Annotated in this window: 19 protein-coding genes; 10 read left to right on the top strand and 9 right to left on the bottom strand. The window is 68.0% G+C overall.

The window, feature by feature from the left end; all coding sequences use genetic code 11:
- Positions 1 to 92: 92 nt before the first annotated feature.
- The 3 genes from QHF83_RS30960 to QHF83_RS30970 are packed head-to-tail and all read left to right on the top strand — an operon-like array spanning position 93 to position 3,615.
- Positions 93 to 1,601 (top strand): ATP-binding cassette domain-containing protein, encoded by a 1,509-nt coding sequence (locus QHF83_RS30960; protein WP_282421588.1) that lies wholly within the window; start codon positions 93 to 95, stop codon positions 1,599 to 1,601.
- A complete protein-coding gene (locus QHF83_RS30965; RefSeq protein WP_282421589.1) occupies positions 1,598 to 2,707 on the top strand; it encodes an ABC transporter permease in 1,110 nt (369 codons plus the stop codon). Before QHF83_RS30960 ends, QHF83_RS30965 begins: the two co-directional genes overlap by 4 nt.
- A complete protein-coding gene (locus QHF83_RS30970; protein WP_282421590.1) occupies positions 2,704 to 3,615 on the top strand; it encodes an ABC transporter permease in 912 nt (303 codons plus the stop codon). The genes QHF83_RS30965 and QHF83_RS30970 overlap by 4 nt, the downstream gene beginning before the upstream one ends.
- Before the next feature lie 7 nt (positions 3,616 to 3,622).
- Here the strand turns inward: QHF83_RS30970 and QHF83_RS30975 are convergent, their stop codons facing one another.
- The 3 genes from QHF83_RS30975 to QHF83_RS30985 form a co-directional block, all read right to left on the bottom strand.
- Entirely contained in the window at positions 3,623 to 6,217 is a 2,595-nt protein-coding gene (locus QHF83_RS30975) for a hypothetical protein (RefSeq protein ID WP_282421591.1), read from the bottom strand.
- Positions 6,218 to 6,306: 89 nt separating this feature from the next.
- Entirely contained in the window at positions 6,307 to 8,865 is a 2,559-nt protein-coding gene (locus QHF83_RS30980; RefSeq protein WP_282421592.1) for a homocysteine S-methyltransferase family protein, read from the bottom strand.
- 9 nt (positions 8,866 to 8,874) lie between these two features.
- Positions 8,875 to 9,582, bottom strand: coding sequence for a hypothetical protein (locus QHF83_RS30985; protein ID WP_282421593.1), 708 nt, complete (start codon positions 9,580 to 9,582; stop codon positions 8,875 to 8,877).
- Positions 9,583 to 9,733: 151 nt separating this feature from the next.
- On the opposite strand from QHF83_RS30985, the gene erpA reads away from it, so the two are divergent.
- From erpA to QHF83_RS31005, 4 genes are all read left to right on the top strand, one after another.
- A complete protein-coding gene (gene erpA / locus QHF83_RS30990) occupies positions 9,734 to 10,060 on the top strand; it encodes an iron-sulfur cluster insertion protein ErpA (protein WP_282421594.1) in 327 nt (108 codons plus the stop codon).
- A 376-nt stretch (positions 10,061 to 10,436) separates the two neighbouring features.
- Positions 10,437 to 11,288 carry an RNA polymerase factor sigma-32 gene (locus QHF83_RS30995; protein WP_136931464.1) on the top strand — a complete coding sequence of 284 codons (852 nt, stop codon included), beginning with the start codon at positions 10,437 to 10,439 and terminating at the stop codon, positions 11,286 to 11,288.
- Between the two features lie 41 nt (positions 11,289 to 11,329).
- A complete protein-coding gene (locus tag QHF83_RS31000) occupies positions 11,330 to 11,797 on the top strand; it encodes a hypothetical protein (protein ID WP_282421595.1) in 468 nt (155 codons plus the stop codon).
- Complete coding sequence (locus QHF83_RS31005; protein ID WP_282421596.1) at positions 11,761 to 12,063, top strand: four helix bundle protein; 303 nt, start codon at positions 11,761 to 11,763, stop codon at positions 12,061 to 12,063. Before QHF83_RS31000 ends, QHF83_RS31005 begins: the two co-directional genes overlap by 37 nt.
- Here the strand turns inward: QHF83_RS31005 and QHF83_RS31010 are convergent.
- Positions 12,029 to 12,301: a hypothetical protein gene (locus tag QHF83_RS31010; protein WP_282421597.1), complete on the bottom strand. Its 273-nt coding sequence runs from the start codon at positions 12,299 to 12,301 to the stop codon at positions 12,029 to 12,031. The two genes, QHF83_RS31005 and QHF83_RS31010, sit on opposite strands and share 35 nt — an antisense overlap.
- Before the next feature lie 41 nt (positions 12,302 to 12,342).
- Here QHF83_RS31010 and QHF83_RS31015 point away from each other — a divergent pair, with 41 nt between their 5' ends.
- Positions 12,343 to 12,468, top strand: a complete 126-nt coding sequence (locus QHF83_RS31015; RefSeq protein ID WP_282421598.1) for a sigma factor-like helix-turn-helix DNA-binding protein — start codon at positions 12,343 to 12,345, stop codon at positions 12,466 to 12,468.
- 121 nt (positions 12,469 to 12,589) lie between these two features.
- Here the strand turns inward: QHF83_RS31015 and QHF83_RS31020 are convergent, their stop codons facing one another.
- Together QHF83_RS31020 and QHF83_RS31025 are read right to left on the bottom strand one after the other, a co-directional pair.
- Positions 12,590 to 13,246, bottom strand: a complete 657-nt coding sequence (locus tag QHF83_RS31020) for a hypothetical protein (protein ID WP_282421599.1) — start codon at positions 13,244 to 13,246, stop codon at positions 12,590 to 12,592.
- A gap of 7 nt (positions 13,247 to 13,253) precedes the next feature.
- Entirely contained in the window at positions 13,254 to 14,597 is a 1,344-nt protein-coding gene (locus QHF83_RS31025) for a hypothetical protein (RefSeq protein WP_282421600.1), read from the bottom strand.
- Positions 14,598 to 15,102: 505 nt separating this feature from the next.
- Here QHF83_RS31025 and QHF83_RS31030 point away from each other — a divergent pair.
- Together QHF83_RS31030 and QHF83_RS31035 are read left to right on the top strand one after the other, a co-directional pair.
- Positions 15,103 to 15,360 carry a hypothetical protein gene (locus QHF83_RS31030; RefSeq protein WP_282421601.1) on the top strand — a complete coding sequence of 86 codons (258 nt, stop codon included), beginning with the start codon at positions 15,103 to 15,105 and terminating at the stop codon, positions 15,358 to 15,360.
- A 349-nt stretch (positions 15,361 to 15,709) separates the two neighbouring features.
- A complete protein-coding gene (locus QHF83_RS31035) occupies positions 15,710 to 16,846 on the top strand; it encodes an IS1 family transposase (RefSeq protein ID WP_348980484.1) in 1,137 nt (378 codons plus the stop codon).
- 477 nt (positions 16,847 to 17,323) lie between these two features.
- Here the strand turns inward: QHF83_RS31035 and QHF83_RS31040 are convergent, their stop codons facing one another.
- The 3 genes from QHF83_RS31040 to QHF83_RS31050 all read right to left on the bottom strand — a co-directional run bounded on the left by QHF83_RS31040 (position 17,324) and on the right by QHF83_RS31050 (position 19,440).
- Positions 17,324 to 17,875, bottom strand: a complete 552-nt coding sequence (locus QHF83_RS31040) for a hypothetical protein (protein WP_282421602.1) — start codon at positions 17,873 to 17,875, stop codon at positions 17,324 to 17,326.
- Positions 17,872 to 18,588, bottom strand: coding sequence for a hypothetical protein (locus QHF83_RS31045; protein WP_282421603.1), 717 nt, complete (start codon positions 18,586 to 18,588; stop codon positions 17,872 to 17,874). Before QHF83_RS31045 ends, QHF83_RS31040 begins: the two co-directional genes overlap by 4 nt.
- A gap of 168 nt (positions 18,589 to 18,756) precedes the next feature.
- A complete protein-coding gene (locus QHF83_RS31050; RefSeq protein ID WP_282421604.1) occupies positions 18,757 to 19,440 on the bottom strand; it encodes a hypothetical protein in 684 nt (227 codons plus the stop codon).
- Positions 19,441 to 19,723: the final 283 nt, after the last annotated feature.

The following is a 19,723-nucleotide window of genomic DNA, read 5'->3' on the forward strand; positions in this document are numbered from 1 at the left end:
GGACGATAGTCGAAGGGGCCGAGATCGCACGGCGCGAAAAAGGCCATCGCGCTGATCCCGGCGCGCGTGGCCCGCGGTATCCTCGGGGCGCGATGCGTGGCCCCGTGATGAAGATCGAGGACATCGCCGTTCGTTACGGCGATTGCTGGTCCATCCGATCGGCCACGATCACCCTCGAACCCGGCGTGATCCACGCGATCCTCGGGGAAAACGGGGCGGGCAAGTCGACGCTGCTCAAGGCGGCGGTGGGGTTCGCCCCGCGCGTCGCCGGCACGGTGCGGATCGAGGGAGGAGCGGGCGCCATTGGAATGGTGCACCAGCACTTCATGCTCGTCTCCGCGTTCACGGCGCTGGAGAACCTCGTCCTCGGCAACGAGCCCACGGGCTCGTTCGGTCGACTCGATCTCGCGAAGGCGCGGCGCGAGGCCGAGGCGCTCATGGAAAAGACGGGGCTCCGGGTGAACCTCGACGCGCGCACCTCGGAGCTCGCGGTGGGCGAGCGGCAGCGGCTCGAGATCCTGCGCGTGCTCTACCGCGGCGCTCGCGCGATCCTGCTCGACGAGCCGACCGCGGTGCTCTCGCCGCTCGAAGCGGAGGAGCTCTACACGACACTCGGCGTGCTCGCGGAAGGCGGCGCGACGATCGCCGTGGTCACGCACCGCATGGACGAGGTCATCCGCTTCGCCGGCCACGTGACGATCATGCGGCGCGGCAGGACCGTGCTCTCGCGGCCGATCGCCGCGGAGGAGCGCAGCGATCCGAAGCGGCTGGAGGACGTGCTCACGCGGGCGATCATGGGCGGAGAGCCGCCGCCCGAGACGAGCCCGCCCGCGCTCGCGCAGGATGCGAAGGTCGCGCTCTCGATCGAGGACCTCGTGCTCGTCGACGCCGGAGGCAAACGTGTGCTCGACGGTCTCAGCCTCACGGTGAAGAAGGGTGAGATCGTCGGGATCGCGGGCATCGAGGGCAACGGACAGCGCGAGCTCGTGCGCGCCGCGGCGGGGCTCGAACCCGGCGTGGCCGGATCGATCGTCCTCGACGGGGCGCGCCTGCCCGCCGTTCGATCCACGGAGGATCTTCGCAAGCGGCGCCGCGCGATCGCCGTGGTCCACGAGGATCGCCACGCGGACGGGCTCATGCTCGACGCGTCCGTGGGCGACAACCTCGTGCTCGGCGAGCTCGGCGAGATCGACGGGCCGGGCGCGGAAGCCGCGTTGATCACGCGGCGGATCGAGCGGTTCGGCGTGTATCCGCCCGAGCCGGCGCGTCGCGCGGGAGAGCTCTCCGGCGGCAACCAGCAAAAGGTCGTGGTGGGGCGCGCGCTCGATCGCATCGAGGCGAGCCCCGAGCGCGCGCTCGTCGTCCTCGGACAACCGACCCGCGGCGTCGACGTCGGCGCGGCGTCGACGATCCACGGCGCGATCGTCAAGGCCGCGGAAAAGGGCCTCGCCGTGCTCGTGGTGAGCGCGGACCTCGGCGAGCTCCGGCGCCTCTCGCATCGCATCCTCGTCATCCATCGCGGCCGCATCGTGGCCGAGCTCCCGCCCACGACCTCGGACGACGTGATCGGCCGGGCCATGCTCGGCATGGAGGACGCGTGAACGACAAACGCGTCCGCGCCCTGCTCCCGATCGTCCTCGCGATCGCGGGCGGCATCCTGCTCTTCAACCTGATCGCGTTCGCCTTCGGAGAGGCGCCGGCCTCGGCGCTGCGCGTCGCGTTCGAGGGCACGTGGGGCACGCCCTACGGCTTCGGGCAGGTGCTCTTCAAGGCCACGCCGCTGCTCTTCACGGGCCTCGCGTTCGAGGTCGCCCTCCGCGCGGGCCTCTTCAACATCGGCGCCGAAGGACAACTCGCGCTCGCGAGCCTCGTCGGCGCCCTCGTCGCCGCGAACCTGCCCGCCTCGCTGCCCATGCCGATCGCCCTGCCGATCGTGCTCGCCGTGGCCGCCGCGGTCGGCGCCCTCGTCGCGTTCGTCCCGGCGATCCTGCGCGCCCGCCGCGGCGTGCACGAGATCATCACGGCGATCATGGTGAACCGCATCGTGGACGCGATCCTCCCGTGGACCTTCTCCACGGTGCTCGGTTCCACGTCGCTCCGCACCGCCGACATCGCGCCCGGCGCCGCGCTCCCGCGCCTCGATCGTGTCGTGCCCTCGTTCGCGGGCAGCGCCGCGAGTTTTGCGTTCCCGCTCGCCGTCGTGATCGTCTTCGCCGCGATGTCGCTGCTCGATCGTACGAGGCCTGGCCGCGAGATCCGCTGGGTCGGCCTCCGCCCCGAGGCTTGCCGCGCCGAGGGCATCGACGTCGAGCGGCGCATGCTCCTCGCGATGCTCCTCTCCGGCGCGCTCGCCGCGCTCGCCGTCTCCTCCACGGCGCTCGGGTACAAGGGCTACTACGAGCTCGGCCTCGGCGCGGGCGCGGGATGGAGCGGCATCGCGGTCGCGATGCTCGGCCGCGGCAAGGCGATCGGCATCGTGCTCGCCGCGATCTTCCTCGGCACGCTGGAGCAGGCCGGCCTCGCGGTGAACGCGCGTGTCCCGAAGGAGGCGATGGACGTCCTCGAAGCGACGCTCATCGTCCTCGTCGCCGTGGCGAGCCGCGTCGCGTCCAAGCGCACGGGCGTCGTGCAGGCGGCCGATCCCGAGCCCGAACCTCCCCGCGACAACCCCGCCCCCACGCCTGCCTCCGAGGAGGCCCGCTCGTGAGCTCGATCTTCTCCCTCACCATGCTCGCCGAGTCGATCCGCATCGCCGTGCCTTACGCGTGCGCGGCGATCGGCGGCGTGTGGGCCGAGCGCGCGGGCGTCATCCAGATCGGCCTCGAAGGCATCCTGCTCACCGGCGCGTTCACCGCGGTCTCCGTCACGCACGCCACGCACAGCCCCACGCTCGGCCTCGTCGCGGCGATCGGCGCGGGCATCGCGCTCTCGCTCGGCCACGGCCAGCTCACCGAGCGCGCCCGCGTCCACGCCGTCATCAGCGGCATCGCCTTGAACCTGCTCGCGCTCGCCGCGACCCGCATGGGCCTGCGCGCCCTCTACGACAGCGCCTCGAACTCCCCCGGCATCGAGGCGTACCGCTTCGGCCCCACGGGCGCCACGGGCGGCGCGATGCTCTTGCGCGTCCTGGCCGATCCCGTCTTCTTCTGCGCGCTCGCCGCCGTCGCCGCGACCCCGTTCGTCTTGCGAAACACCCGCTTCGGCCTGCGTGTCCGCGCCGCGGGGGAAAACCCTGTCGCGACCGCGAGCGTGGGCATCTCCGTCACGCGCGTCCGCCTCTCCGCGCTCGCCGTCTCCGGCGCGATCTGCGCGCTCGGCGGCGCGCACCTCGCATACGACCAGCAACGCTTCGAGTCCGGCATGTCCGCGGGGCGCGGCTTCATCGCGCTCGCGGCCGTCGTCGTCTCGGGATGGCGCGCGGGCCGCGCGGCGCTCGCGTGCCTCGCGTTCGGCGTGCTCGAAGCCTTGCAGATCACGCTTCAGGACGAGGTGCGCAAGACGGCCGTCGGCGATCTGATCCAGACCTTGCCCTACGTCGCGACGCTGCTCGTGCTCGCGCTCGCCCCGCGCCGCGCGGGCGCGCCGGAGGGACTCGGCAAGCACGCGGCGGAGTGAACGAGCCTCAGGAAGGCCTCTTCACCACATCCACGAAACTCTCCACCGTTCGCCCATCCGCCACGCCGATCACCCGCGTCTCCCGCGACGGCCCCGTCGCTCGCACCACCTCGTCGAGCGGCACACCCCACGCGCGCGCCAGCGCCTCCAGCACCGCGCCCGCCAGCGTTTGCAGCACCGCGCGCCACGGCTCGCTCCTCGGCGCTTCCTCGCTCGGCCACAGCGTCGGATCACGCGCGTCTTCGAGGATCGCCGGCAGGTGCATCCGCACCACGAGCACGTTCGGCGCGAGCTTGATCTTCGAGCGCCACCACGGACCACGCCCGCTCTGGTGATCCCGCACGAGGAGCACCTCGTTCGGCACCGCGTCCCACGCCGCGATCGCCTGCTCCGACAGCCATCCCGTGGCGCCCTCCGCGATCGGCAGCGCCCCGAGCCGACCGCCGCACGCTCGCACGACCTGCGCGCACGCCATCTGCTCCGCCGGCTCCTTCACGAGCGCCGGCAAGAGCGCGGCTTGCTCCGACGCCCATCGCGCGATCTCCTGCCGCTCCACCACTGGCACCACCGTCGCTTGTCGCGTCGCCCCGGGCCGACCCACGAGCACGCCCGAGATCCCGCGCATCGAACACGCGCGCAGGCCCCCCACGGCCACCACGCCCGCGTACGTCGGGTGAATGCACGCGCGGCCCACCATGTCGCCCGACGACGTCACGAGCGGCCGCAGGTTCTGCGCCATCTCCGGGATCTCGCGTGGCCAGAGCCTCTCGAACGGCTCGGGCTCCGGGCTCCACGTCCGACCGAGCAGCTCGTAGCCGTCGATCGTCATCCAGTCCGACGCGGGCACCACGCGCGTCCGCTTGCCGTGCGCGTCCTCCACGTCGAGGTGCACGTCGAGCGCAGGGCACAGCCACGCGCAGAGCTCCTCCAGCGTCCAGCAGCGATCGTGCCCGCGCCGGTAGAAGATCCCGTCCGGCGCGTCCGGCGGCGCGCGCAGCCACACCCGCACGCGCGTCCCCGCGTCGCTCATCACCTCGCTTTCGCCCGCCGCGCGCAGGATCGGGCGCGTCGTCCCGCCCGCGTAGAGCTCGAGCACGCTCGTCTCCTTGCGCCCTCGCTCCGACGTGCGTGTCGTGATCCGGGCCCTTTGACCCCAAAGGAACACGGCGAACGGCCCGAGCCCGCCGCCGCCGCGGCGGAAGCCCTTCGCCAGGAGCCCCGGTGGATCGCGGCGCAGGAGCAGCGACGACCAGTACTCGCTCGCCGTGTCGCGCAGCGGCGCCGAGAGCGCTTCCGCGGCCATCCCCGTGCCCGTGTCCTCGATCTCGAGCCAGTGCCCTTCCTCGTCCTCGCCGAGCCGCACCGTGATCGTGCCCCAGTCGCTCGGCCACTCCTCCAGCATGCGCCGCGCGCGCACCGCGCTCGCCGCGTTCTGCACGAGCTCGCGCAGCGGCATCGACGCGTCGCTCTCGTCGAGCCGCGTCGCCCCGAGCCGCTCCACGAGCGAAGGGATGTCCGTCACGTGCACCCGCGTATCCACCGGCGTCCATCCTTCGACGGGGAGGAAATCCGCGAGCCGGCTCGGATCCTCGACGCCCGCAACGCCCCGCGCCGCGAGCCTCGGACGACCTGCCTCCGCGAGCAGCGTGTCCACGATCCGGAGCTCGCGATCCACCGCGACGAGCGTGTCCATCCCGAGCCAGAACGCTGGCGCCTCCTCCACCGTGAAAGGACTGTCGGCGAGGAAGATCAAACGGCTATTCGCGACGTACGGCTCGCGCAGTTTTTCCTGGAGAACCCAGTGCTCCCGCCGCGCCCCCGTGGGCCTGCGCGCCGCGCGCCAGAAGTGCGGCGCGCGCGAAAAATCGATCCGCGACACGTCCGCGATGCGCAGGAGGCACGCGAGCTTGAACGCGTCCACCGTCCAGCCCGAAGGCATTCCGGGCAGCGGCGCGATCGTCTCGTGGAAATGCTCCGGCAGCTCCGTCGCGAGCCACAGGTGGCTCCGCGCGATGCGCCCGATCGTCGGCCCGTACGCGTGCCTGAGCTCCGCCGGCTCGACCAGGTGGTGCTCCTGCCCGCGCGCGTCCCCGTACGGCACGAGCGCGAGCCGCTCGGCGTGCCGCGCGTAGAGCGTGCGCAGGGCCTCCGCGATCGCCTCTTGCTCGATGTCCCGAGGAGGCTGCTCGAGCTCCGCCGTCGTCGGCGCGCGCCCGAGCTTGCGCACCAGCATGCCCACGACCGCGTCGAGCCACGTGCGCTCGCCCTTCAGCGCGTCCGTGCCTTCGTGCATCGTCGCCAACGCGAGCGCGAGATCGTGCACCACGAGCGACGACGCGAGCACGAACGCCTCGGGCGGCGTGAGCGGGAAGTTCGGCCCCGCCACCGTGTCCGCGCTGATCCACAGATCGTCGGTGTGCAAAAGGTCCGCGAGGCTCGGCTCGTCGGTGCGCGCCGCGACCATCTCGTTCGCGATGGCCGTGGCGCGCCCGCGGATGCGCATCAGCGCGTCGCGCAAGGTCGCGCGCGGACTCGCGGCGTCGTCGGCCTCGCGGGGCGCGAGCGTGCTTTCCCAGAGCGTGGTCGTCTCGAGGTGCGCCATCGCTCCGAGCGTATTCCGACTCTGCCCGCGAGGGGGAGGGAGAAGGGGGAGAGGGAGAGGGCGTGATCGTGCGCGCCGAGCGCGATGCGTTACGGCGCGGGCGAGCGCGGCTCCTGCGTGGCAGCCTTCTCCGACGCTTCCCGCGGGAAGCGCTCCTTGTGCGTCGCGAGCATCCGTTCGGCGATCGCGACCACGTCGCCTACGTCCTTGCCGTATCCGTCGGCGCGGATTTCCTCGGCGAAGGAGGGCGTCGTCACGGCGCCGCCGATCATCACCACGTGCGGCAGCCCCTGGCCTCGCACGGCGTCGATGACGTCCTTCATGCGCATCATCGTCGTCGTCATCAGCGCGGACAGGCCGATGATCTGCGCTTTGTGCTCGCGCGCGGCGGCGAGGATGTCCTCGAGCGGCACGTTGCGGCCGAGGTCGTGCACCTCGAAGCCGAAGTTCCGCAGCATCAGCCCCACGATGTTCTTGCCGATGTCGTGGATGTCGCCCTTCACCGTGGCGAGGATGACCGTGCCCTTCTTCTCGATGTTGCCCGACGCTTCGAGCAGCGGCATCAGCACGGCGACGCCGGCCTTCATCGCGTCGGCGCTGGCGATGAGGTGCGGGATGAACTTCTTCCCCGAGCCGAACAGATCGCCGAGATGCCGGATCGCCGGCGTGAGCACGTTCAGGAAGATGTCGAAGGGATCCATGCCCTCCGCGAGCGCGCGCTTCACGAGCCCGGGCACGCCGTCCTTGTCGCCCTCGACGACCGCGGCCCACAGGAGATCACGCGTCCCCTTCGCCTTGCCCGCGCCCGCTTCGGCCTTCGGCTCGTCGCCGCCCGGCGTCGCCACGTTGAGAAGCTGTCCCGCCTTCGCCGCCTCGAGCATCGCCTGATCGCGCTTCCTCGTCGCTTCGAGGGGCACGGCCATGTCGATGTACCGCCGGCAGCCCAGATCACGCCCCGCGAACAGGCTCGCCGCGGCCACGGTCTCCTGGAGCAGCGGGTCGACCGCGTTGCAGATCGCGCTGTCGAGCCCCGCCGCGATCGCCTGCGCGAGGAACGTGTTGTGCACGGTCTTCCGCAGCGGGATGCCGAACGACACGTTGGACAAACCCAGCGTCGTCGCGCATCCGAGCTCGGTCGAGATGATGCGGATCGTCTCGATCGTCTGCGCCGCGGCCACGGGCGCCGCGCTCACCGGGATCGAGATGCAGTCGAAGACCACCCACTCCTTGGGGATCCCGTGCTCCTCGCACATCCGCAGGATCTTCTCGGCGTTGCGCACGCGATCGATCGCGCGCTCGGGGATCTCGCTCTCGGCGCACATGCCGATGACGGCGCAGCCGTAACGCTTGATGATCGGAAGCAAGAAGTCCGCCTTCTCGCGCACCGGATCGACGCTGTTCACGAGCGGCCGGCCCGGGAACGCCCGGATGCCGCGCTCGAGCGCGTGCACGTTCGCCGAGTCCACCACGAGCGGCAGGTCCGTCACGTTTTGCACCGCGAGCACGGCCTTCTCCAGCATCGCCGCCTCGTCCACGAGCGGGACGCCGACGTTCACGTCGAGCGCCATCGCTCCGCCCTCGGCCTGCGCCCGCGCGTCTTGCACGATGAGGTCCGTCCGGCCCTCGCGGATCGCCTGCGAGAACACCTTCCGCCCCGTCGGGTTGATCCGCTCGCCGATCGTCAGGAACGGCGCGCCCTTCCCCATCCGCAGGCTCCGGCTCCGCGACGTGATCCACGTCCCCGGCAGGCGGCTCGTCGCCGCGTGCGGCTTGTGGCCGACCTCCGAGGCGATCATGCGGATGTACTCGGGCGTCGTACCGCAGCAGCCGCCCACGATCGCCGCACCGCGATCGACGAACTGCCGCGCGAACGGCGCCATCTGATCGGCCGTCTGCGGGAAGACCGTGCGGCCGTGCCGCATCACCGGCAGGCCCGCGTTCGGCTGCACCGAGAGCGGCAGCGACGTCGCGCGCGCCATGCGCCCCACGACCTCCAGCATGTCCTCCGGCCCGACCGAGCAGTTCACGCCGATCACGTCGGCGCCGCAGGCCTCGAGCACGATCGCGGCCGTCTCCGGATCCGTGCCCGTGTCCGTCAATCCGCGCACCGTGTACGTCATGTGCGCGATCACGGGGACCGTCCGCGAGACGTCGCGCACGCCGATGAGCGCCGCCTTCATCTCGACGAGGTCGAACATCGTCTCGATCGCGATCACGTCGACGCCCGCGTCCACGAGCGCGCGCGCTTGCTCCGCGAAGATCTCGACCGCCTCTTCGAACGGCAGCTCTCCGCCCGGCTGCAGCGTCGTCCCGCTCGGGCCGATGTCGCCCGCGACGAGCGTGCGCTTGTCCCCGATCGCGCGGCGCGCGTTCTGCACCGCCGCTGCGTTGATCTCGCGCACGCGGTCCGACGCGCCGTACTCGCCGAGCCGGAGCCGCGAGGCCCCGAACGTGTTCGTCAGGAGGATGTCCGCCCCGGCGTTCACGTACTCGCGGTGCACCGCGACGATCGCGTCGGGCTCCTCCACGTTCCAGAGGTCCGGCGCGTATCCGTCGGGAAGCCCGCGCGCCTGCAAGAACGCGCCCATCGAGCCATCGAGGATCAGCACCTCGCTGCGCAGCCGCCTCGCGAATTCCTGACGATTCACGCGGTCTCCTTAGCTCGATTTCGAGCCGCTGACGACCGGATCCCCCTCGTATTCCAGCGCTCCCCCGTCCTCCCGCGGCACGAAGGCCACCACCGTCGTCACGGATTTCCGGGGCCAGAGGCTCATCGCCTCGTTGGCCGTCACGCCGATCCGCGAAGCCTCCACGAACTGACAAAGCGCGCCTTGGGCCTCGATCGGATAACCAACATACCCCGGCCGGTACCGAGCCGACCGCGCGAGCCCGGCCCGCGCGAGGTCCGACGCGATCCGCGCCTCCACGGCCCGCGACGCTCGGTCCACGAGGAACGTCCCCAGCGCGTCGAGGAACCACGCCTCGGCCGGCTCGCCGCGCCGCGCGAGCTCATCCAGCGCCTCGTCCCATCGCTCGCCGAGCGTGACCGCGAGGAACCCGACTTCACGCGCGCCCGCGAACCGGCTCGCGAGCACGGACGAACGCAAGAGCCCCGGCGGCGCCCCGCACGTCACGACCTCGTCTTCGCGGATCTCCTCGACCTCCGCCGTTCGAAACACCCCTTCGAAGGAGGCCATCGCGAGCGCGCGGCCATGCGCGAGCCGGATCGCGTCCTGCACCCCGCGCTCCTCGATGTCGGCGATCCGCGTCGCGTGCGGCACCCGGAGGGCGCGCAGCACCTCGCGCTCGTCGGGCTCCTCGAGCCCGCTCCGCATCGTGATCACGCTGCGACGTAGCAGCCGCATGGCCTTTTGTTCCGTAGCGTCATCTACCACTGGCAAGTGCGTGGGAGGTTGCCTATCTTAGGGGCGTCTGGGAGCCGCCGGCCTCTGCGCGGCCTCTGTGACGCAACAACCGGCGTCCATGGCTCCTCCGGACGAGGCTACGAGGAGGACTATGTCTATCAGCATCACGCCTAAAGCGGCCGAGAAGGTCGTCGAGATTGCGACGGCCGAGGACCTCATCGGGCAGGGCCTGCGTCTGCGTGTCATCGGCGGTGGTTGCGCCGGCTTCTCCTACGATCTCTACTTCGAGGACAAGCCGACCGACCTCGACGAGACCTTCGAGGACAAGGGCATCAAGCTCTACGTCGACCCCCTGAGCTATCAGTACCTCGACGGTACGGAGATCGATTACGTGGAAGGCCTCCACGGCTCGGGTTTCAAGTTCTCGAACCCGAACGTGAAGAGCACCTGCGGCTGCGGCTCGTCTTTCTCCGCCTAGCACGGCGCTCCCCGCGCCTCGCCGTCCGCTCTCCCGCGGACGGCAAGAGTCACGAAAATCCCTGCAAATCCCGGTTTTCTGCGTTCTTCGGTCCCTCGAAGATCGCCCGCCTCGCGGCCGTTCCGGTCGCACAGCGTGCAGCCACGCCGCACCCATGGTCCTTTCTCTCTGGGGCCATGTCACCCCGTGAGCCAGGGGCGTGCCACACGTTGGCCACCTTCGAACGAATCGCGGGCGGCGTGAGTCATGCAGGGAGTCGGTCCGTCGGGGCCGACGTCCTCGAAGGCTCCTCAAACGGCGTCCACGGCGGGTAGGCCCGAGCGACTACGCGGTGCGCCCCACTGGAATCGCACCTTTCATGAGAATGAGGGAAGACGTGCAGACCTCTCGAGACCAAAGCAGCGCGGTTTCTCGGTATATCGCGCATGTTCGGCAAATTCCGGAGCTCTCGCGCGAGGAGGAGGTCGAGCTCGCCCGTGCTTTCCGGGATCGGGGAGACGAGCGCGCGGCCGCACGGCTGGCGCTCGCCAACCTGCGGCATGTCGTGTCCATCGCGATCAGCTACCGGCGTTATGGCATTCCTCTCGCCGATCTCATCGCCGAGGGGAACTTCGGGATCGTACACGCGATCCGCAAGTACGACCCGGATCGCGGCAATCGGTTCGTCACGTATGCGGCATACTGGATCCGTGCGTACATCCTGAACCACGTGATTCATTCATGGAGCCTCGTCGGCGTCGGATCCGGCCCGCTCCGGTCGAAGATGTTCTTCCGTCTCCGCCGCGAGCGCGCGCGTATCGCAGGGCTCGTGGGCGAGGGCGAAGCGGGGGACAAGCTCCTCGCCGAGAAGTTCGGCGCGCCCGCAGAGAAGGTCGTCGAGATGGCCCGGCGGCTCGAAGCGCGGGACGTCTCGCTCGATACGAAGGTGTTCGAGGACGGCGCGCGCTCGCTGGTCGATACGCTCGTCGCCGAGGACCAGGATCAAGAGGAGCGATTCTCGCGCGCCGAGGAGGGAGCGCTCCTGCGCGAGCGGCTCGAGCAGGCGGTGCAGAACCTCGATCCGCGGGAGCGATACATCGTGGAGACGCGCATGATGGCCGATCCGGAGGAGGAGCTGTCGCTCGCCGAGATTGGCAGGCGCCTGGGTGTCTCGCGCGAGCGCGCGCGACAGCTCGAAGCCCGCGCCAAGCGCAAGCTGCGCGACCGGCTGCACCCGCTGGCGGCGTGATTCTATTTGGCCGAGAGGGGGACGCAGAGCGTCTCCCTCTCGTGCTGCTGCTGCTGCTGCTGCTGCTGCTGCCGCTGCTGCTGCTGCTGCTGCTGCCGCTGCCGCTGCCGCTGCTGCTGCTGCTGCTGCTGCTGCCGCTGCTGCTGCTGCTGCTGCCGCTGCTGCTGCCGCTGCTGCCGCCGCTGCTGCTGCTGCTGCTGCTGCTGCTGCTGCCGCTGCTGCTGCTGCTGCCTCCGAACGCTCGTCCTTTCTTTCGTCCGGGGAGGGCGATTGTGCCCGCGTGCTCGGAAGGCGAAAGGCCGAGCCGTGCTCGCCGTGCTCGCCGTGCTCGCTTCGCTGCGCGCGGCTGCGCGCGGCTGCGCGCGGTGCGAGGCTTCGCCTCGCAGCCTTTCGCCTTCCTCCGCGCGCGGGCCGGGGTTCGGGGTCCCCGGTCGGGGATACGGAGGATGCGATGGTGCTCAGGATTTATGGCGTGGCGGTCGAGATGCTCAGGATGTTGCGGCCGGTGATTGAGAGGGTCGGGACGAAGGATCCGAATCTCGGGGACCAGTTGCGGCGGGCGGCGACGAGTGTGCCGCTGAACCTGAGCGAGGGCGCGTATTCACAGGGAAGGAACGAACGGGCCCGGTGGCATACGGCCATGGGTTCGGCGGCGGAGGTCCGCGCGTGCCTGGACGTGGCGGAAGCACTCGGATACGTGGATAGCGTGAACGAAGAACTACGCAGCAAGCTGGACCATGTCATCGGCACCCTGCATCGCCTGACCCGGCGTTAATGGCCCGGGCGTGCCGCCCTCCGTTGGGCGGCACGCCTTCCAGCAGCAGCAGCAGCAGCAGCAGCAGCGGCAGCGGCAGCGGCAGCAGCAGCGGCAGCAGCAGCGGCAGCAGCGGCAGCAGCAGCAGCGGCAGCGGCAGCGGCAGCAGCGGCAGCAGCAGCAGCAGCGGCAGCAGCAGCAGCAGCAGCAGCAGCAGCGGCAGCAGCAGCGGCAGCAGCAGCAGCAACGGTTCTTTCAAGACGAACCATTGGGAAAATCGGGCCGCGCATCCGGGCCTTGGTGCTGCCGTACCTGGAGGGCCGCTCGATCCAGGAGATTGCCGGATCGCTCAGGCTCAAGACGAAGACCGTCCACGGCCGCCTGCATCTCGCCCGGGAGCACCTGAAGACGCTCGCGCTCGCTTGACGCGCTGGCGCTCCCGTTTTCACGCTGCGGACTCGATAGCCCGTCCAGCCGTTGCTATGGCACTGCGAGCGCAATGAGCGCAGCCCGCGAGAGCCAAGGTGCCCGGGCGCCACAAGGGCACCTACGTTGGACCATCTCTCCTCGGGCTCATGACATCGCTCGTTGCGACACGCTCGTCGAACCAGATGTCCTGCCCATGCTCCAGGTCGAATCGGAAGCCGTATGGTAATGCGATCAAGGCGGCAAGGTCTGGACGCGCCGCCGTGACATGATGGGTATGCATTGTCCTCAGTGACTTGGTGTCGCCGTCGAATCTGTTCGTCGTAAGCCACCAACCGGACATGTGCTCCGGCGACGGATAACGGACGCCTTGGATGTCCGGGTCACCTTCGAGTACGCCAGCGGAAATGACGGTGAGTCGGTCTGGACGCGGTGGGTGGAACTCTGCGTTTTGGAGATCGCATATCCGATGCTGGTCGCGCCAATATGTTACTGTCAGGGTCACTCCAGGCACGAAGTCGGTTGCATCTGCCTTGTATTCCCAGGCCTCTAGTAACCCATCGATTCCCATGAACTTCGTCAGCCAGTAGCCGTACGCAAATGTTTCGCCATGCTGGAGGCTCGCGCCAGTCGCCTCCAAATATGTCGCGATGTGGCGCAAAAACGCCTCCGCCTCCGAAGCCAACTCGGGTGTCGATACGTGCGCGCACAGCTCCCGCGCGCCTAGTCTCGCCAACCCCTTCGTTCGTACGGAAGTTCCTTCGTGAATGATTTCCATGACTGCCTCACTTATGACGTAACGTGCCGCCTTGTGAGTTGCTGCATGTTACGCATTGTGGATACAGCTTCTGCGGGTTGCCAGTGGTGTTCAGCTTGTTGGGAGGTTGATGATCTGGGACAAAATTGCCGGATCTCGTGCCGGGGGTCGTCGTACCACACGTGTGACATCCGGTATCGCCTCCAATTTCGTTGATCTGTGCGCGCTCTCTGGCGGAAAAGTCACGTTGAGGTCCGCGCGCGGGTACCGATTTCCCCGCATGGGGTCCCGGTTCGATGGTGCTCGGTCGAGCTCCACTCATCCCGGCCCCAGCACTGGCCGGAGCGGTCGGCGACTGCGTCGCCGGCGGCTGCGTCGTCGCAGGCGCAGCCGTCGGCGCCTTCGGCTGCGAGACGGGCTTCGTCGTCGTCTTGACCGTCGTCGTCTTCGGCGCAGGCTTGGCCGCGGGTTTCGGTGCGCTCGCTCCCCCACCGCTCCCACTCCCCGTTGACAACGATTGCCCGTTGTGCGTCTCAGCGGGCTTCTTCTTGGACTTCGGAACGAAGTTCGGATGCCGCGCATGGCAAAGCCCCTGGAGGCACTCCCTGGCTCGGTCTTCCGCGAGCGCGGAGGTCTCCGCCGGGCTGAGCCCCCAGTCCTCGTGCGCTTGCGCCGTGCTCGCCGGCAACTCCCTCGGCTCGGCCGGCTCGGGCTCCTGGACCGGGCGCGGCTCGGCTGCGGGCGGCTGTTTGTCCGCGACGGCCTGCTCCGCGGCGCGCCGCTTGACGAGCATCCTCGTACAGGCCGCCGCGCCCGTCCCGCTCCGTCTCCGCGTCTGGCCCGGCTCCCGATACGCCGCGCACCGCTGCTCCTCCGGCGGCCTCGCGATCGGTCGCGGCAGCGGCTTCGGCCGCTCGACCTGTTTGGCCTCGTCCTTTTTCTTGCCGTCGACCTTCGCCGCGACGACACGCGGCTTCGGGGGCGGGGTCCGCGCCGGACATTCGAGCGTGTTGTACGGAATCGGTAAAAGCCTCGAGCTCTCTCGGGGCGAACTGATATCGAATACGTAAATGGGGCTGCCTTCGCGCCTCGCGAGATCCACCTCCCGGACCCCGAAGAAGGGCGTGCCGTCGGAGGTGAGCCCCCAGATCCGCTTGTCTTTCGGGACGTTCGGCGGACGTACGCAGACGTGGACGACGTTCGGCGCCTCGAAGATCCGGGCCATCGTCGGATCGCGCGAGGAGGCGCACCCGGACAAAACGAGCGACAGCGTGACGAGCGCGGCGATGAACCCAATGGCCTGAGGATTGCGATGACGACGTGACGCATTGCACGTCCGGCCAATCGGAGGCGTCGAGGGAAGCCAGGCCATGGAAGTGCCTTCCGTGGATGCAGGCCACACCAAGCCATCCCCGTGGCGCTATGCGCGGGCCCGCGTTGTTCCTGACGATCCTTGTGCATGCCGAGCGCGGCGCTGCGCAATGGAATCCGCATGAATATCGGACACACAATGTCCGTGCGCGGCGAGGCGATGCGCCTCGACGTCCGGGGTGGCTACGTCGACGATGGCTCCCGCGTCGTATTCGACCAACGACCGGCGTATCGAAGACCTCCACGATCCGTGTCGACGAAGCCCCGGCCGTTGTCGACAAGCCCGGCGAGCATGTCGACGAAGCCCCGGCCGTTGTCGACAAGCCCGGCGAGCATGCCGACGAAGAGCCCAGCCGTTGCCGACAAGCCCGGCGAGCATGCCGACGAAGGGTCCTGATCAAACTTGATCAGCCGGTTCGGCGCGACGAACGCGCGGGACTTCCGAACCGACGACCTCTCGCCGTGAACTTGTACGCCGGCACCCTGTCGAGGGTACCGTGAGCGGCATGCCCCTGAAAGTATCGATCGCCACGAAGAAGGAAGACGCTCAACTGCCCGGTCGCGAGGCCGAGACGATCAACGCCATCCTAGAGACGCGCTTCGACCTACTCGTCGCAGGCGCGACAATCTTGGAGGAGGCTCTCAAAATCCGCGTCATGACAACAGCGAAGGCGCGTGAGTATGCGAAGGAAGTTCAGGCGTGGGCCCGGGCTCATTTTTCGGATCTGGACATCGAGGTTCGGTTTGAGGGTGAGATGACGTAGGCAAGCCGAACAACCGCCGGAAGTGGTCCGGACCTGCCCCACCTACGAATACGTAACCCCTACCGTCTGCGTCTCGTGTGTTGCTCATCCCCGTTAGGATACCTACGGGACAACGCACGTCCATCCATATCGCCCGGCACGGTTGACCCGCGGATCGGCACTCCGATCTCCGCGGGCAAACGGTCCTACCTAGGACATTTCATGTCCTAGGCCATTACCGAATATCCACTGAAAACCCGAGGATTCGTGATAGATTCATCCCATCGAGTGAGCCGCTGAAACGGTCGAGCCGACGACGCGCACGGGGCGCGACGCGGCGCCCGTGGCGGCCCTTGCTGGGGCTTTCGTCGTGGCCAACGTCCTGCCGCTGGACAAGCGCGTGAACGTCGTTCGGCACCTCGTAGAGGGCGCGAGCGTGCGCGCGACGTCGCGGCTCACGGACGTCTCGCTTCCGACGGTACTCTCGACCCTGCTCCGCATGGGCGAGGGGTGCGACAACCTGCACAACGCCCTGGTCCGCGATCTCGACATCCGCGAGATTCAGCTCGATGAGATCTGGTCCTACGTGCAGAAGAAGCAGGCCCGCGTGACCGCGGAGGATCCGGCGGAGTTCGGCGACGCCTACGCCTACCTCGCCATGTCGCGCACGAAGAAGCTCCTCGTGAGCTACCACGTGGGGAAGCGGGACGAGGCGAACACGCGAGCGTTCATCGCCGATCTCCGCGCGCGGCTCGTGACGATCCCGGAGTTGTCCACGGACGGGTGGCAGAGCTACCCCGTGGCCGTCGGGCAGAGCTTCGGCGGCGCGGCGGATCACGCCGTGATCCAGAAGAACTACACGAAGAAGGGGCGCGCGGACGGCCAGCGGCATGACCACCGCTATGAGCCCCCGCGGGATCCGTTCATCACGAAGAAGACGGCGCACGGCGCGCCGAACCTCGATCGGGCCAGCACCTCGCACGTCGAGCGCGCGAACCTCACGGTCCGGATGCACGTCCGGCGCTTCACGCGCCTCTGCAACGGCTTCTCGAAGAAGATCGAGAACCACCGCGCCGCCGTGAGCCTGCACGTCGCCTGGTACAATTTCTGCCGCGTCCACGAGTCTCTACGCGTGACGCCGGCCATGGAGGCGGGCATCACGGATCACGTCTGGTCCGTGCAGGAGCTTGTCGAGCGCGCTCTTGCCGCGGAGCCGTGCGCGCCCCCGGAGCCGAAGAAGCTCGCGCCGCCCGTCCCGGCCCCCGGGGAGAAGCAGGGCGCCGCCCGCGAGCTGCCGAACGGCAAGGGATGGCTCCGCGCCCTGCCCGGCGGGAAGGGCAAGCCCAGCGACGCGCCGCGTGCTCCTACGCCGCCCGCTGCGCCCCCGGCGAGAGTCGGGACGGGGGAGGCTCCACGTGAGGCGCTACCGCCACCGGGAACGCAGCTTGACCTGTTCGCGTGGCGTCCGAAGGCGCGACAGTTGTTGCTGTTCCCAGAGGAAACTTGACTGTGACTATGGTCTCGTGGGGAAGCTACATCGCCAACTTAATTTCCCATTGAGCAATGTCGAGGAGGTGCATACGCGCTTCCAGTTCGTCCTTATCGCCGAGGCCGAGAACGTCGACATGTCGTGGATGCGGTGGAGTGGTATTGAAAGGCGTATGCACAACCCTGAGACGAGGATGTTGTCTTACGCCACCCGCCGGTAGACTAACGACGCCATTTTCGTCGGGCTTTCGACCTCTATCCCGCGTTTCCGATGGAGTCGAGTACTTATCCCAGTCCGTCGACATGCCAGTGCCACGTTGTTTGAACACTCCAGGCAGCAGTTGTCCACGTCCGTTGATCCACATCTTGTGGACGCGCATCAATAGCCGTGCTTCGTTAGGCACGATCTCCACGGCAATGTGCCCGTCGTCTGACGTGGGCAACGGTATTGGAACCGCACGTGGCTCTTCGGCTATGGTAGGCGTAGGCGCGAACGCTACAACGTCTTCATCAGCCACAGAAACAGCTCCTTGTGATCGACGGATGGCTCGTGGATCTGCCCCTTGATCTCAACCACGCTATTCCGACCCCAATAGCCTATTGGTCGGCCGCCGTGCGGCACATTGATTAGCAATCGATACTTAGGCTCTTGCCACACCAGGTCGATGCTGCCGTTGGGGCCCGGAGCTATATCTGGCGCAGGAATGGTGACCTTGGCCGCCAAGGCTTGGCCCGCTTGGGCTGCCAAGAAGTCGACTGCTGCATTGAACGTAACGGGATCATACGCAGCGCTTCCCTCGCCGTCCCAATCCGGCTCCAGGTCGAGGATGCAACGAGCGGCTTCTATCGCCTTCCGAATGTGGGCCAGGGGATCGGTAGCAGCCCTCGTGTGCTCCTGCTTTGTTGTCTTGCCTTTCCAAGTCGACATGTCGACGAGTTGTCGACGATGTAATCCGCCGTAATGGACCAGTCTGGCCGGCGCAAAATAGTGCTTGGGGCCACCATGCGTAGCAAACAGAAGCCCCATTGTACGGTCATGAATCGTCATGACTGACTGCTCGTTAGGGCAATGCACGGCATACCGGACTTGGCCATAAAGGCCCGGATTTCAGCCTCCTTCTTGGAGGCGCGCTCGATCGATTTTGCGATGCTACGCAGATCATCACCATCGAGGGACACAATGAAGTCTCGTGATGCCCCATCGCTGTCCACGTAGCGTAGACGCAAGTTGTGTACAACTACCGTCGCGGATAGAACCGCATCTGCACTCCCATCAAAAATGGGCCGAATATCAGTCAGAATACGGACGTCCTGTAGGATGCGCTCGTATTCTCCGACCATCTCTTTGGCTTTTGCACTAATCCCGATGGTTCGATCGAATGAGAGGACCCGCTGTAAAATGTCCCGTGATTCGCCTGTGAATTCGATCGTGTGGTCACGAGTTATTGCGTGCATGACGGCGTCAACGAAGTCGCTTGCCGACACGTCAGCGGTATGTACCTTTGTTAGGTACATTCGTGCCAATACAGTCACAATGTCTTTGGCGTCGGCAGGCGTAAGCGGTGTCGCATCGAGGATGCGCGCCTCTAGGTCGTTCCCAGAAACGCCGATCGGAGCATCCTCGATCGCTCGCCACAGATCCTCACGAACACTGTCATCTAATTGCAAAATCTTGCACAGCGTTCCCAAGTCCTTGGATGGGATGGTGAACTCGACGTTCGGAGCTTGGATGGATTTGTCTTGACTATGATTGGTAGACATGGCTGTGCCTGCGTAAGGTGACTCTTGAAACGTACAGCAGGCTGACGGGCCTGTCCATTCCGCCCCTGATCAACGTGCCATAGCTCCGTGGGTGTGAAAGGGGTCACAATAGAGACCCTGTACGCAAGAGCAGGGTGCGTGTCGGTGACTTCGACAGCACTCGTCCGTTCAGCGCTTCCGCACCCTGGTCTTCTGTGTGCGGCGTAGGGCCTGCTTCGGGGCGGGAGCCGCGCCGAGCTTCCGGAGAGCGGCGCGGAGCCGCTTCTCGTGGGCGTAGAACGTTGCCCGGGGCTGCCCCGCGGCCCGCGCGGCGTCCGCGCCGATGAGCCCGCGGGCGGCCAGTTCCACGACGCGGGCGACGTTCGGGCTCGACGCCACGACCCGGGCGATCACGTCCCGCGCCTCGATGGTCGACATGGGATCCGCCGTCACGAGGATCGGGACGTCCCGAAGCGAGGACGCCGGAGCCTCGTACAGCGTGGAGGCACGCCGCGAGAGGTTCTGCGCCCGATACCACGCCGTCTGCTTCATGAAGCCCAGCAGGGACGCCTCGGGCGGCGTCTTCTGCCCGCCGCGGACGCGCCCTTCGGCCAGGGCTTCCCACGTCGTGATGATCGTCTCCTGCACGATGTCCGGAGCGTGAGCGCTCGCCACGCCGATCGCACGGACATGGCGGAGGAGCATCGGGCGCATGGCCTCGATGTCCTCCGCGTACGCTTGCGCCGTGCTCGCCGGCAACTCCCTCGGCTCGGCCGGCTCGGGCTCCTGGACCGGGCGCGGCTCGGCTGCGGGCGGCTGTTTGTCCGCGACGGCCTGCTCCGCGCCGCTTGACGAGCATCCTCGTACAGGCACCTGCGCCCGTCTGGCTCCGTCTCCTCGCCTGGCCTGGCTCCCGATACGCCGCGCACCGCTCTTGCTCGGGCGGTCTCGCGATCGGTCGCGGCAGCGGCTTCGGCCGCTCGGCCTCCTTGGCCTCGTCCTTCTTCTCTTCGGCCTCCTTGGCCTTCTCCTTCGCCGCGACGACACGCGGCTTCGGGGGCGGGGTCCGCGCCGGACATTCGAGCGTGTTGTACGGAATCGGTAAAAGCCTCGAGCTCTCTCGGGGCGAACTGATATCGAATACGTAAATGGGGCT

Source organism: Polyangium sp. 15x6, from assembly GCF_029960785.1.
GTDB lineage: Bacteria > Myxococcota_A > Polyangia > Polyangiales > Polyangiaceae > Polyangium.